Origin of the sequence: Mycobacterium sp. (genome assembly GCF_035314665.1) — a bacterium.
Lineage (GTDB): Bacteria > Actinomycetota > Actinomycetes > Mycobacteriales > Mycobacteriaceae > Mycobacterium.
In genome coordinates this window covers 21756-34911 of the sequence record NZ_DATFZD010000351.1, presented here as the reverse complement: position 1 = coordinate 34911, position 13156 = coordinate 21756, and the positions used below count along the sequence as shown (strand labels likewise).

14 protein-coding genes are annotated in these 13156 nt (G+C 65.7%); 10 read left to right on the top strand and 4 right to left on the bottom strand.

What is annotated here, in order from left to right:
• The coding region (locus VKI00_RS24235; protein WP_324442026.1) for an ABC transporter permease at nt 1-896 on the bottom strand (896 nt) is incomplete at its 3' end.
• A gap of 49 nt (nt 897-945) precedes the next feature.
• Entirely contained in the window at nt 946-1923 is a 978-nt protein-coding gene (locus VKI00_RS24230) for an ABC transporter permease (RefSeq protein WP_324442024.1), read from the bottom strand.
• A 238-nt stretch (nt 1924-2161) separates the two neighbouring features.
• On the opposite strand from VKI00_RS24230, the gene VKI00_RS24225 reads away from it, so the two are divergent.
• The 5 genes from VKI00_RS24225 (at nt 2162) to VKI00_RS24205 (ending at nt 7001) form a co-directional block, all read left to right on the top strand.
• Nucleotides 2162-2653: a carbonic anhydrase gene (locus tag VKI00_RS24225; RefSeq protein WP_324442022.1), complete on the top strand. Its 492-nt coding sequence runs from the start codon at nt 2162-2164 to the stop codon at nt 2651-2653.
• Nucleotides 2654-2907: 254 nt separating this feature from the next.
• Entirely contained in the window at nt 2908-3837 is a 930-nt protein-coding gene (cysD, locus tag VKI00_RS24220; RefSeq protein WP_324442020.1) for a sulfate adenylyltransferase subunit CysD, read from the top strand.
• A complete protein-coding gene (gene cysC, locus VKI00_RS24215; protein WP_324442018.1) occupies nt 3837-5681 on the top strand; it encodes an adenylyl-sulfate kinase in 1845 nt (614 codons plus the stop codon). The genes cysD and cysC overlap by 1 nt, the downstream gene beginning before the upstream one ends.
• Nucleotides 5678-6415, top strand: coding sequence for a 3'(2'),5'-bisphosphate nucleotidase CysQ (locus tag VKI00_RS24210; protein ID WP_324442016.1), 738 nt, complete (start codon nt 5678-5680; stop codon nt 6413-6415). The genes cysC and VKI00_RS24210 overlap by 4 nt, the downstream gene beginning before the upstream one ends.
• A 97-nt stretch (nt 6416-6512) precedes the next feature.
• The gene (locus VKI00_RS24205) at nt 6513-7001 is read left to right on the top strand and encodes an RrF2 family transcriptional regulator (RefSeq protein ID WP_324442014.1); all 489 of its coding nucleotides are present in this window, start codon (nt 6513-6515) and stop codon (nt 6999-7001) included.
• Here the strand turns inward: VKI00_RS24205 and VKI00_RS24200 are convergent.
• Together VKI00_RS24200 and VKI00_RS24195 are read right to left on the bottom strand one after the other, a co-directional pair.
• On the bottom strand, nt 6998-7387 hold the full coding sequence (locus VKI00_RS24200; RefSeq protein WP_324442012.1) for a VOC family protein: 390 nt from the start codon (nt 7385-7387) through the stop codon (nt 6998-7000). The genes VKI00_RS24205 and VKI00_RS24200 overlap by 4 nt on opposite strands.
• 12 nt (nt 7388-7399) lie before the next feature.
• Nucleotides 7400-7813: a VOC family protein gene (locus VKI00_RS24195; protein ID WP_324442010.1), complete on the bottom strand. Its 414-nt coding sequence runs from the start codon at nt 7811-7813 to the stop codon at nt 7400-7402.
• A gap of 76 nt (nt 7814-7889) precedes the next feature.
• On the opposite strand from VKI00_RS24195, the gene VKI00_RS24190 reads away from it, so the two are divergent.
• From VKI00_RS24190 to VKI00_RS24170, 5 genes are all read left to right on the top strand, one after another.
• A complete protein-coding gene (locus VKI00_RS24190) occupies nt 7890-8768 on the top strand; it encodes an LLM class flavin-dependent oxidoreductase (RefSeq protein ID WP_324442032.1) in 879 nt (292 codons plus the stop codon).
• Nucleotides 8769-8779: 11 nt separating this feature from the next.
• Nucleotides 8780-9166, top strand: a complete 387-nt coding sequence (locus VKI00_RS24185; protein WP_324442008.1) for a DUF2237 domain-containing protein — start codon at nt 8780-8782, stop codon at nt 9164-9166.
• A gap of 48 nt (nt 9167-9214) precedes the next feature.
• Complete coding sequence (locus tag VKI00_RS24180; RefSeq protein WP_324442006.1) at nt 9215-11848, top strand: FAD/NAD(P)-binding protein; 2634 nt, start codon at nt 9215-9217, stop codon at nt 11846-11848.
• A gap of 75 nt (nt 11849-11923) precedes the next feature.
• Nucleotides 11924-12145 (top strand): hypothetical protein, encoded by a 222-nt coding sequence (locus tag VKI00_RS24175; RefSeq protein WP_324442005.1) that lies wholly within the window; start codon nt 11924-11926, stop codon nt 12143-12145.
• 116 nt (nt 12146-12261) lie between these two features.
• On the top strand, nt 12262-12777 hold the full coding sequence (locus tag VKI00_RS24170) for a DUF4232 domain-containing protein (RefSeq protein WP_324442003.1): 516 nt from the start codon (nt 12262-12264) through the stop codon (nt 12775-12777).
• Nucleotides 12778-13156: the final 379 nt, after the last annotated feature.

The window sequence follows — 13156 nt, the reverse complement described above, 5'->3', positions numbered from 1 at the left end:
TCGCCGGTGAGGTTGGCGCACAACACGATCAGCACCAGCGTCCCGGCCGGGAACAGGAAGACCCACGGGAATGTGGTGGCCGAAGGAGTGCCGTCCGCGATCAGCGTGCCCAGCGACACGTCGGGTGGCTGAACACCGAATCCCAAGAAGCTCAAACCGGTTTCGGCGAGGATCGCGAATCCCACGTTGAGCGTGGCGTCGATGATGAGGATGGAGGCGACGTTCGGCACGATGTGATGGACGATGACGCGGCGGCTCGACACGCCCATATACTTCGCCGCACGGACGAATTCGCGTTCTCGCAGGCTCATCGTCAGGCCGCGCACCATCCGTGAGCTGACCATCCAACCGAAGATGGCGAGCAGCACAATGAGCCACAGCATGCTGCTCGACTGTTTGATGCGCGGAGTGACGATGGCGATGATCAGGAAGCCCGGTACCACCAGCAGCAGGTCCACCAACCACATCAGAACCCGGTCACGCCAGCCGCCGAAGTAACCGGCAACCGATCCGACGGTGGCGGCAATGCTGGTCGATATCAATGCCACACAGAAACCGATCAGCATCGACTTCTGCATGCCGCGCAGGGTCCGGGCCAACAGGTCCTGGCCGAGCGCGTTGGTGCCGAACCAGTGCTTGACCGACGGCGGCTGCAGCAGTCCGTGGTAGTCGAGGGCGTTGTAGTCGTAGGGGAGTAGCGGCGGCAGCCCATAGCAGCCAACGAACAGCACCACTAGCAGAATCAACGCCACCACGGCAGGCCTGTTGCGCAGGAAGCGACGTATCACGAGGCTTCGTCGCGACGTGAAGGTCGCCGGCTTGATGCCGACCCGCAGCGGGGTGGTGTCGGTCGGGTTCTCCTGCGTCAGCAGCGCGTCATCACCGGGCGCGGTCATCGGCGCCGCTCCTCAGCATCGGTTCGCTCTGCATCGTCGCCGGCGCGTGTCACGACACTCGCACCCTCGGGTCCAACGCCGCATAGATGACGTCGGACAACAGCCCGGCGAACAGCAGCGCCGCACCGGTGAACAACGTGATCGTCGCGACGATGTGCGTATCCTGACTCGAGATGGCCTGCACCACCCACTCGCCTATGCCGTGCCAGCCGAAGATCTTCTCGACGAACACCGCGCCGACGACCAGGCCGCTGACCCCGTAGGCGAACAACGTGGCCAGCGGGATGAGTGCGGTGCGCAAGCCGTGCTTGAACAGCGCGCGACGCCTGGTCAGGCCCTTGGCCCGCGCGGTCCGGATGAAGTCCTCACCGAGCACGTCCAGCATCGCGTTGCGCTGATACCGGCTGAAACTCGCGGCGGCGCCCAGGGCCAGCGTGAGACTCGGCAACACGATGTGCCGAGCTCGGTCGACGAACTGGTCCCAGAGTCCGCCGGGCGGAACCGGCGAGGTTTCCCCGGTGTAGGCGAAGATCCGCACCCCGAACAGGTTGTTGACCCGCAGCGCGGCCAGGATGAGCAGCCCCGCCAGCACGAACGACGGGATGCTCAGAATGATCAGCGACAGCACGGTGATCACCCGGTCGCTGAGCCGATACTGACGGACCGCTCCCCAGGCGCCCAGGACCACGCCGGCCACCGTGCCCACCAGCGAACCGATCAGCACCAGCCGCAGGCTGACCCCGACGCGCGACCACAACTCCTGGGAGACGGGGTGACCGGTCACCGTGGTGCCGAAGTCACCTTGCACCACGCCGCCAGCCCACTCGGCGTACCGGATCGGAATGGGTTTGTCCAAGCCCAGCTCAACGGCCTTGGCGTGGATCGCCTCAGCCGGCGGCTGCGGGTGACGCTCGATGAAGCTGTCCAGCGGATGAAACGTCAGCGAGGCCAGGCAGAAGGCCATGAACGAGGCCAGCACCAGCAACACCAGGTAATTGAGGAGGCGGCGCAGCAGGAAACGGATCATGCCTGCCGGCCCTGCCTATCTCGCATGGGGCCAGGGTAAAAGATGTCCTCGGGCACGTCGCGGCACGAGCCAAAGGCGCAGCTAGGCGGCGCGGCGGTCGATCGTGGCCCGCTCACGTATGGCCGAACTCTTCCGATCGGACTGATCCGGACCGGTGAAAATCCGCGTGTCGACGGTTAAAATCACCCACTTGGGTTGGGGTGTGCAGCAAACGAGACTGTGACACAAGGAGATTGGCGTGACGGCTACCGATAACTACTTGGCCCACAACGTCGAATACGCAAGTTCCTTCAAGGGGCCGCTGCCACTGCCGCCGAGCAAACATGTCGCGGTCGTCGCGTGCATGGACGCCCGGCTCGACGTCTACCGGCTACTTGGGATCAAGGAGGGCGAGGCGCACGTCATCCGAAACGCCGGCGGGGTGGTCACCGACGATGCGATCCGCTCACTGGCGATCAGCCAGCGGTTGCTGGGAACGCGGGAGATCATCCTGATCCACCACACCGACTGCGGGATGCTCACCTTCAGCGACGACGACTTCAAACACGCCATCCAGGAAGAGACCGGCCTCAAGCCACCCTGGGCCGCCGAGGCCTTTCCCGATCTTGCCGAGGACGTTCGGCAATCCTTGCGCCGCATCGAAAACAGCCCGTTCGTCACGAAGCACGAGTCGTCGCGAGGGTTCATCTTCGACGTCGCAACGGGCAAGCTCAACGAGGTCAAGCTCTAGCTCGCCGAGCCTCACGAGGCTCAATAGCCTCTGCAGTCGCTGAGTGAGAGGTCACCGCCTCCCTCACATCGACTTCGCGGGCGGCCCCACTTTTGAGAAGAGACTCGCGCCCATCTGACGGTGCTGGTGTGGCTATTGATGACGAAGCCGGACCGGGCGAATCCGTTGACAGCGCCATCCCGGGCTGGTTGGATACACGGTAATGTCAATAAACATGGTCAATCGAACCAACATTACCTGGAATAGAGAGTGTCATGACTCAAGCGACCGCGACTAGCCCAGCGGCGGGCCAGTACGAGTTAAGCCATCTGCGCTCGCTGGAGGCCGAGGCCATCCACATCATTCGCGAGGTGGCGGCCGAGTTCGAGCGTCCGGTCCTGCTGTTCTCCGGCGGCAAGGACTCGATCGTGATGCTGCATCTGGCGATCAAGGCCTTCCGCCCCGGCCGGCTGCCGTTCCCGGTGATGCACGTCGACACCGGTCACAACTTCGACGAGGTCATCCAAGCGCGCGACGAGCTCGTAGCCGAGACAGGTGCGCGGTTGGTCGTGGCGTCGGTGCAGGAGGACATCGACGCGGGCCGGGTCGTCGAGACCATCCCGTCGCGCAACCCGATCCAGACGGTAACGCTGCTGCGCGCGATCCGTGAAAACAAGTTCGACGCGGCGTTCGGTGGTGCCCGGCGTGACGAGGAGAAGGCACGCGCCAAGGAGCGGGTGTTCAGCTTCCGCGACGAGTTCGGTCAATGGGACCCCAAGGCGCAGCGGCCGGAGCTGTGGAACCTCTACAACGGGCGACACCACAAGGGTGAGCACATCCGGGTGTTCCCGCTTTCCAACTGGACCGAGTTCGACATCTGGGCCTACATCGGCGCCGAGAAGATCGCGTTGCCGTCGATCTATTACGCGCACCGCCGCAAGGTGTTCGAGCGCGACGGCATGCTGCTGGCGGTGCACCGTCACATGCAGCCCCGCGCCGACGAGAAGGTGGTCGAGAAGACCGTGCGATTCCGCACCGTCGGCGACGTGACCTGCACCGGGTGCGTGGAATCGACCGCGTCCACCGTCGCGGATGTCATCGCTGAAACAGCGGTGTCACGGTTGACGGAACGCGGCGCTACCCGAGCAGACGACCGGATTTCCGAGGCCGGTATGGAAGACCGCAAACGGCAGGGGTACTTCTGATGGCGACATTGCTGCGCATCGCGACGGCCGGCTCCGTCGACGACGGCAAATCCACGCTGATCGGTCGGCTGCTGTATGACTCCAAGGCCGTCATGGAAGACCAGTGGGCCTCGGTAGAAGCCACCTCAAAGGAACGCGGCCACGACTACACCGACCTGGCACTGGTCACCGACGGGCTGCGTGCGGAGCGTGAGCAGGGCATCACGATCGACGTTGCTTATCGCTACTTCGCTACTCCCAAGCGCAAATTCATCATCGCCGATACCCCCGGCCACGTTCAGTACACCCGCAACATGGTGACCGGGGCATCGACAGCGCAACTGGCGATCGTGCTCGTCGACGCCCGCCACGGTCTGCTCGAGCAGTCCCGTCGGCACACCTTCCTGGCGTCGCTGCTGGGCATCGAGCACATCGTGCTCGCGGTGAACAAGATGGACCTGATCGATTGGGACAAAGAAGCTTTCGAGGCCATCCGCGACGACTTCCATGCCTTCGCCACCCGCCTCGACGTGCACGACGTGCTGGCTATCCCGATGTCGGCGTTGCACGGCGACAACGTGGTTACCAAGTCCGACCACACCCCCTGGTACGACGGGCCGGCGCTGTTGTCGCACCTCGAAGAGGTCTTCATCGCCGGTGACCGCAACCTGGTCGACGTCCGGTTCCCGGTCCAGTACGTCATCCGGCCGCAGACCCACGAGCACACCGACCACCGCAGCTACGCCGGCACGGTGGCCAGCGGCGTGATGCGTCCGGGCGACGACGTGGTCGTGCTGCCGACCGGCAAGCCCAGCCGGATCAGCGCGATCGACGGGCCCACCGGGCCTGTGGCGGAAGCGTTTCCGCCGATGGCTGTGTCGGTCAGCCTCGCCGACGACATCGACATCTCTCGCGGCGACATGATCGCCCGGCCCACCAATCAGCCCAGGGTCGTTCAGGAATTCGACGCGACGGTCTGCTGGATGGCGGATGCCTCAGCGCTGGAACCCGGCCGCGACTACGTCATCAAACACACCACCCGAACCACGCGGGTACGGGTCGCCTCGCTGGACTATCGGCTCGACGTCAACACGCTGCGTCGCGACACGACGGCGGAGGCGTTGCAGCTCAACGAACTTGGTCGCATCACGCTGCGCACCCAGGTGCCGTTACTGCTGGACGAATACACCCGCAACCCCAGCACCGGATCGTTCATCCTGATCGATCCGGACACCAACGGCACGGTCGCCGCGGGCATGGTGCTGCGTGAGGTGTCGACACGCACGGCGAGCCCCAACACGGTGGTGCACAAGTCGCTGGTGACCGCCGAGGACCGGATGACGCGTGGCCGCACGCTGTGGTTCACCGGTCTTTCGGGTTCCGGTAAGTCGTCGGTGGCGATGCTGGTCGAGCAGAAGCTGCTCGAAAAGGGCGTTCCCGCTTATGTTCTCGACGGCGACAACTTGCGGCACGGCTTGAATGCCGACCTGGGCTTTTCCATGGCCGACCGCGCGGAGAACCTCCGTCGACTGGCGCACGTGGCTGCGCTGATCGCCGATTCGGGGCACACTGTGCTGGTGCCCGCGATCAGCCCACTGGCGGAACATCGCGAACTGGCCCGTCGGGTGCATGCCGAGGCCGGGCTCGACTTTCTCGAGGTGTTCTGCGACACCCCACTCGAGGATTGCGAGCGCCGAGACCCCAAGGGGCTCTACGCCAAGGCCCGCGCGGGTGAGATCACGCATTTCACCGGCATCGACAGTCCGTACCAGCGGCCGAAGAATCCCGACCTGCGTCTGACGCCGGACCGCAGCTGCGACGAGCTCGCGGATCAAGTCGTCGAACTGATCGAGTCGCGACGTTGAGCGACCATAGCGACCACGAAGTAGCAGCGCGGCTGGCCACCGAAGCGGGCCGGTTACTGCTCGCGGTGCGCGACGAGCTGGCCGATGCCACCCAGGCCGAGCGAAAAGCAGCGGGGGACAAGCGATCCCACGACTACCTGATGGAGGCGCTGGAACGCGAACGCCCGGCCGATGCCGTGCTGTCCGAAGAAGGCGCCGATAACCCGGTGCGGTTGCGCTCTGAGCGGGTATGGATCGTCGACCCGTTGGACGGCACCCGGGAGTTCTCCGAACTCGGGCGGCAGGACTGGGCCGTCCACGTCGCGCTGTGGCAATCCGGCGATCTGGTCGGCGGCGCGGTTGCCCTGCCGGCGCAGGGCGTCACGTTGGCCACGCCCGATCCCCCGCCGCCGCCGGCATCCACCGGGGCGCCCCGCATCGTCGTCTCGCGCACCCGACCACCCGCGATTGCGCTGCAGGTCCGCGACAAGCTGAATGGGACGCTCGTCGAGATGGGATCGGCCGGCGCGAAGGTCGCCGCGGTGGTTCAGGGTCTGGCCGACGTGTACGTGCACGCCGGCGGGCAGTACGAATGGGACTCGGCCGCCCCGGTCGCGGTTGCTCGCGCGGCCGGTTTGCACACGTCGCGTATCGACGGTTCGCCATTGCAGTACAACCGGCCCGATCCGCTGCTGCCCGACCTGGTGGTGTGCCGACCCGAATACGCCGACGCGGTGCTGGCGGTCACCGGCTGAGCCTTCCCGGCTCTTAACCTTGAACTACTGCCCGACTCCTCCTCGGGCCGGTCCCCGGCCCGCATCGTCGTCGGGCGTCGGTGGGAGGATCGTGTCCATGCGCATGTCGGCCAAGGCGGAGTATGCCGTGCGGGCAATGGTCCAGCTCGCCACCGTCGATGGCGGTGTGCGGGTCAAGACTGAGGACTTAGCGAACGCCCAGGCCATCCCGCCGCAGTTCCTCGTCGACATCCTGTCCGACCTTCGCACCGACCGTCTGGTGCGCAGCCACCGCGGTCGCGACGGTGGGTACGAATTGGCTCGTCCCGGCACCGAAATCAGCATCGCTGATGTGTTGCGCTCGATTGACGGACCGCTGGCCAGCGTTCGCGATATCGGTCTGGGCGATCTGCAGTATTCCGGTCCAACCGCGGCGCTGACCGACGTCTGGCGGGCGCTGCGGGCCAGCATGCGCTCGGTGCTGGAAGAAACGACGCTGGCCGACGTGGCGACCGGAGCCTTGCCGGACCACGTCGGTCGGATGGCCGACGACTATCGCGACCAGGAAAGCAGGCGCCACGGCCCCCGCAACGCAGGGTATGCCTAGCTGCCCGAGCCGTAGGGCCGGGTGAGAATCTCCAGGAAGTGGCCTCCGGGGTCGCGGAAGTAGACCCCGCGGCCGCCGTCGTTGGTGTTGATCTCGCCAGGCCGACGAGCGCCCGGGTCGGCCCAGTGCTCCAGGCCGCGCGATTGGATCTTGCCGTAGATCGCGTCGAAGTCGTCCTCCGAGACCAAGAACGCATAGTGCTGCGGTCGGACCTCCTGACCTTCGGATACATCGGCGTAGTCGAGGCTAGCGCCATGCTCGAGCGTGACGGTCAAGAAGTGGCCGAATGGCGCCGGGCTCGGCAATCCGAACAGCTCGGTCAGAAACTCCGCGGACTCCCGTTTATCGCGGGCGGCGACAATCGTGTGGTTGAACTCGATAGGCATTGTGCTGCCAGTCTACTTCGGCGCGGTTAACTCCAAGGCGATGTTGTCCGGGTCGCGAAACTCCAGGATGTAGGACGGCCCGATGTCCTTGACCGGCTCGTGCTCGATGCCCAGATCGTCGAGATGCAGTGCTGCGGCGTCCAATTCGGCCTTATCGGCCGACCTGAACGCGATGTGGTCCAGCCCGCAGCGGTCCTCGTGGAAGCGATCGGTGGCTACCGGCCGTAGCGCGATCAGCGCGCCGCCCATGTCGTAGATGACACCGCCGAACAAGAACGAGAGCTGGTTGCGGGTCGCCTCGTCGGCGTTGTCCGGGATCTCGATCAGAACGGGCCACCCGAAGACGCTCTCGTAGAACCGTCGGGAACGCTCGATGTCGCTGACGGTTAGCCGCACATGCGCGATGGAATTGGCCGTGATGCCCATCCCAGACATAGTGCCACTCCGCAGCGTGCGAGCATCCACCGGTCTGCATGCCACAATCGCCGTCGTGCACATATCGATGACCATGCCGGTCATGGAGCCGGACCTGGATGCGGCCGTGCTGCGGGATTGGGCCCGCGCGATCGACGAAGGCCCGTTCGCATCGTTGTGTTGGGGCGAACGCATCGCCTTCGACAACCCGGAAACCCTGACGCTGATGGGCGCGCTGGCCGCGTGGACCGATCGGGTGCGGCTGGTGACGACGGTGATCGTGCCTCAGCTGCACGACCCGGTCATGCTGGCCAAGGCGCTGGCGACGGGGGACATGCTATGCGGCGGGCGGCTGACCGTGGGCATCGGCGTGGGCGGTCGGGTTGAGGACTATCAGGCGGTCGGGGCGGATCCGGCGACGCAGACCATGCGCGGCATGGCCGAGCGCGTCGCGGTCATGAAACGAGTGTGGGCGGGGGAGAAGATCAGCGAGTCGGTGCTGCCGGTCGGGCCGGCGCCGGTCCAGGCGGGCGGGCCGCCGCTGCTGATCGGGACGATCGGGCCGAAGACCCTCCGTAGCGCTGCGGCCTGGGCCGACGGCCTGGCCGGGACCACGCTGGATCTTGATGTCGCCAAGCAGAATGACTTGTTCGACGTGGCGCGCGCGGCGTGGGCCGAGGCCGGCAAGCCCAGCCCCCACCTGATCACGTCGTTCTGGTTCGCGCTCGGTCCCCTCGACGAAGCCCGACCGCAGGTGCACCGGCATTTGCGGCGTTACATGAATTGGATTCCGCCCGAATACATTGACGCGATGGCGCCGACCACCGGGTTTGCCGGTAGCGAGGATGAGTTGGTCGCGTTGCTGCGCAAGTTCGAAGCGGTCGGCACCGACGAAATCCAGCTCATCCCAACCAGTTCCGACCTCAATCAACTTCGGCGGGTGGCCGACGTAGTAGGCGCGATCTAGAGAGGTGGCCGATGTCTGAGCTCAACGTGTTGGGCGGTCCGCTGGAGCCATGCAGCAGCGATCCGCTGACCGGCTTCTACCGCGACGGTTGTTGTGCGACCGGACCGGAAGATCTTGGCTTGCATACGATTTGCGCCGTGGTGACCGCCGAATTCCTGGAGCACCAGCGCGCGATCGGAAACGACCTTTCGACCCCGCGGCCGCAACTGCGGTTTCCCGGCCTGGTCCCCGGCGACCGCTGGTGCGTCACCGCCGGAAACTGGCTGCTGGCCTACCGCGACGGTTGCGCCGCTCCGGTGGTGTTGGCCTCCACTCACGAGCGCACCCTCGATGTCGTGCCCCTTGAGGCGCTGCGGGCGCACGCCGTCGACGTCCCCGACGACCTGGGCAGCCTGTAGCGCGGCGATAAAGCATTTCAAATCGTCCGCAAGATATAGCCTTTCGCCATGATGCGCGTCGCGATCGTGGGCGGTGGTGCCGCGGGCGTGCTCGCCGCGGTACACCTGCGCCGGCGCAAACCAGAAGCGCAGATCACGCTGATCGACGCGTCCGGTCGTCCTGGCACCGGCGCGGCGTACGGCACCAACGACCCGACGCACTTGTTGAACGTTCCTGCGCAGCGCATGTCCGCATGGCCAGACGATCCCGATCACTTCTGCCGTTGGCTCGATGAACGAGCTGTCAGCGTGGCGGACAGCTTCGCGCCGCGTCTTGCGTACGGCCGCTACCTGCGAGAACAACTCGCGGCCGCCGATATCCGGATGGAGACTGCCGAGGTTGTCGGTTTGGAGCCGGGCATGCCGGTGCGCCTCGCCCTGAACGACGGGCGTTCGTTGGCGGCCGACGCCGTTGTGCTCGCGTCCGGGCGCCCCGAGGGTGGCATGTCCGAATCGTTGGAACGCGCCTTCGCTCCGGTGTTGGACGCAGGCACCGACGGCAAGGTGGTGGTGGATCCATGGGCGCCCGGCGCGCTCGCGGCCCTTGGTGCCCGCCGGCCCGCGAGCGTCTTGGTGATCGGTTCGGGACTCACTGGCGTCGACGTCGCGCTGCATCTCATCGCGCGCGGCGCCACGGTCACGCTGCTGTCACGTCACGGCGCGCTGCCGCGGCGATTCCGCGCTACCGGCGCGCCGACGGAGTTGCCTAACGTCGATGCGCTCGCTGCCGAAGTCTCGCTTGAGCAATTGCGCACCGCGCTCGCCGCCGACCTCGTGCACGCGCGCATCGCTGGTGTGGACTGGCGGCAAGTGATCGACGCACTGCGGCCGCGAACCGCCCAGTTGTGGCGCTCGTTGGGGTGGGAGGACCAGCGCCGCTTCCTGCGCGAGGACTTGCGGCAGTGGGACGTCCTCCGCCACCGCATGCCGCCTACGATTGCCGATGCGATTTATGGCGCGATCGACAGTGGTCAACTCGTCATCGAGGCCGGTGAGGTCGCCGATGTGTCGCTGCACGGCAGCGGCGTGGAAGTGGTTGTGACAACGAGCGACAGATCAGTGCGTCGGCGCGGCGACGCGGTGGTCGTCGCTACTGGCGCGGCGTGGGATCGGCGGTCACTGCAAAGGTCCGCGTTGTGGGCGAACCTGTTGGCCACGAATGTCGCGTCGCTGCACCCGTGCGGCGTAGGCGTGCGACTCGATGCGGACGGCTACCTCATCGACGGAGCCGGGGGAACGGTCCCGGACATCGTGTGTCTCGGCTCGATCCGCCAAGGCGAAGAGTGGGAGACCACCGCGATTCCCGAAATCCGTACCCAGGCAGCCGCCATCGCGGAGTTGCTCGCCGACGACACCCGAGACCGCCCGGTGCGGGCACCCAGCCTGATCACGGCTGAGGCGGCATTGACTGGTGCGCCTGCTTCGTATGCCGAGGGTGTGCGTCGCCTGCTCGCCGTCCAAGACGGCGCATCGGTCGCCTTCGCCGCCGCGGTCGCGGAAGACCCGTATCACGCGCGTGCGCACGTCGCGCTCGCGATGATTGCCACGGAACGGCCCGACCGCGCGGGCGGTCCTGACGCGGTCGCCGGACACCTCGTTCGAGCGCGCGCCGCGCTTGCGCATGGGAGCGACGAAGACCGCAGCCACGTCGAGGCCATCGCGACGTGGTGCGAGAAGGGAAACGCGGCGGGCACCGACGCCCTCATCGACCATCTTGACCGCGTACCGGACGACGCGGTCGCATTGCTGGTGCTGGCGCCGTCGATTGCGTTCGCAGGGGCTGGCGACGCCTTGCCAAACGCGTGGCAGTACGTCGAGCGTTTCACTGGGGTCCACGGCGAGGCGCCATGGTATCTCGGCTTGCGCGCTTACGGCCGAACGGAGCAGGGCCTGTGGTACGACGCCGGCGACCTGGCTGACGCGGCGCTCGAACTCGATCCGGGCAATGGCAACGCCGCGCATGCGCGGACGCACGTGTACTACGAAACCGACGCGCATGGAGCCGGGCTGAAATGGCTGACGGACTGGATCACGAGCGACGGCATCACGCAGCGGTACCTCCCGCACTTTCAATGGCACTCCGCGCTGCACGAGCTCGCGATGGGCGACGCGGCTGCGGCGGCGCGTCGGTACGCCGCGTTTCTCGCACCGCCCCAGTCGAAGGACGTCCGCTGCCTCGTCGATGCCGGTTCACTCGCCTGGCGCGCGCGCCTGCATCCGGACTGGGTTACTCCACCTGATCCGATGCCGCTGCTCGCCGAGGTCGGCTCGCTTGCATATGCGCCGCAAACACCATTTATCGCATTCCATGCGCTGCTGGTACTCGCCGCAGCGAACGATCCGGCCGCTATCCGAGCGATAGATGTTCCGGGTGCGACCGATGCGCAGGCAACGACGTTGCGTCTCATTGGCGAAGGTCTTATTGCATTGACGGCTGGTGAGCCGCGCGCCGCGCTGGACTACCTCCTCGAATCGCTTGCCGGGCTTCCGTCGATTGGCGGTAGTCGTGTGCAACAAGAAGTGGTCTTGGAAACCGCGTTGGCCGCGATGCTCCAACTTGGTGCGCCGGGCCAAGCAGCGCGTCTGTTGTCGCGTCATCGTGCTGGGCCCGCGCCGCAAGTGACGCGCGGCGCGGTGAACTAACCACCTCTGGATAGGGCGAACCATGACACCGACTGCTAAATCACAAAATTCGTCAAGCCTCCGGCACGGGCGCGAATGACGTTGGTTGCAAGGCGCTTTGCGCTCGGCGTCGCGATCGGGTTCGTGTTGGCGGTGTCGTTACTCGCCGCGTGCGGCGGAAATCTCACGGAGGAGGACACGCTCTACGTCAAAGAGCACCTCTACCTCAACGGCCCGGGCGGCACGAAATACGAGGTCAGCATCGGCAAGGACGCAAGCGGCAAAGACATCGTGACAGCGACGCCCGTTGGCAAGTAGGCGGGATTTTTGCCAATTGTCGATGGGCGCGCGGAATGTCGCTTAACATGTGCCGCACACGCCCGCCAATTGAATATTGCCACGGCATCCGAACGGCAGTAGCAAATGGAGAAATCATGAAGCCGTTAGCGACATTGGCAGCTGGGATAGCGATTGTGGCCGCAACGCTTGGCGGGGCCGCGACCGCACACGCCGGGGGTCCGCCCAACGGCGGCGGCGGAGGCGGCGGTGCGCCCGCCGGTGCGCCAGGCCATTGCTCCGACGCTGACCTGACGGTCACCAACGGTCCGATCGAGTCGGCCAGCACCATGCGTCGCGTGGTCGTGTCCTTCAAGAACACGTCGTCAAACCCGTGCATGCTCGTCGGCTACCCCGACGCAAACCTGGTCACGGCCGCCGGCGGTGTGCTGGTTCACGTACAGAACCGGACTGCCCTTGCGGCACATGTCCTCACGCTCGCCCCCGGCGACGTCGCCAATGCGGACGTCGAGTCCTACGCGGTCGAGACCGGGACCGGGAACTCGTGCCCACGTGAAGGCACGTTGGTGGTCACGGCCCCCGGCGACTCCGTAGCTCATGAGTTGCCCGTCGCGCTGCCCATTTGCAGTGCGACCATCAGCTCGGTGGATTAAAGGCCGGATCCCCTAGCTCCAGGGCAGCTCGGCGCTCGGCTGCAGCTCGATGACGTCGACGACGACGCTCGCCCGCCGGTCCGATAGCGCGGTGATCCAGCTTTTTATGGGCTCTTTCCCAGCCATTTACTATTTTTCAATTTTGCGCCGCGTTAGACGCGCACACTGACGGGCATCGTCAACCCCAAGACGAAAGGAAACGCGACAAATGCCCGCACCCCGTTGCCTCTAGAGCGTTCTTCAGCCAGTCGGTGTCATCATCTCATCAAGACGATTCTCAGTTAAGACATTTAGACGTGGTTTACTGCTGATCGTGACCGTAAAGCTTGTTCAACGCTGGCGCCGTGATCTGAGCACCCTACGCATCGTCTCAACTGAC

What these genes read in the sequence shown, in the direction of transcription:
- VKI00_RS24230 (WP_324442024.1), bottom strand. Translation starts at nt 1,923, where the DNA reads ATGATCCGTTTCCTGCTGCGCCGCCTCCTCAATTACCTGGTGTTGCTG.
- cysD (WP_324442020.1), top strand. Translation starts at nt 2,908, where the DNA reads ATGACTCAAGCGACCGCGACTAGCCCAGCGGCGGGCCAGTACGAGTTA.
- cysC (WP_324442018.1), top strand. Translation starts at nt 3,837, where the DNA reads ATGGCGACATTGCTGCGCATCGCGACGGCCGGCTCCGTCGACGACGGC.
- VKI00_RS24205 (WP_324442014.1), top strand. Translation starts at nt 6,513, where the DNA reads ATGCGCATGTCGGCCAAGGCGGAGTATGCCGTGCGGGCAATGGTCCAG.
- VKI00_RS24200 (WP_324442012.1), bottom strand. Translation starts at nt 7,387, where the DNA reads ATGCCTATCGAGTTCAACCACACGATTGTCGCCGCCCGCGATAAACGG.
- VKI00_RS24195 (WP_324442010.1), bottom strand. Translation starts at nt 7,813, where the DNA reads ATGGGCATCACGGCCAATTCCATCGCGCATGTGCGGCTAACCGTCAGC.
- VKI00_RS24190 (WP_324442032.1), top strand. Translation starts at nt 7,890, where the DNA reads ATGACCATGCCGGTCATGGAGCCGGACCTGGATGCGGCCGTGCTGCGG.
- VKI00_RS24185 (WP_324442008.1), top strand. Translation starts at nt 8,780, where the DNA reads ATGTCTGAGCTCAACGTGTTGGGCGGTCCGCTGGAGCCATGCAGCAGC.
- VKI00_RS24180 (WP_324442006.1), top strand. Translation starts at nt 9,215, where the DNA reads ATGATGCGCGTCGCGATCGTGGGCGGTGGTGCCGCGGGCGTGCTCGCC.
- VKI00_RS24175 (WP_324442005.1), top strand. Translation starts at nt 11,924, where the DNA reads ATGACGTTGGTTGCAAGGCGCTTTGCGCTCGGCGTCGCGATCGGGTTC.
- VKI00_RS24170 (WP_324442003.1), top strand. Translation starts at nt 12,262, where the DNA reads ATGAAGCCGTTAGCGACATTGGCAGCTGGGATAGCGATTGTGGCCGCA.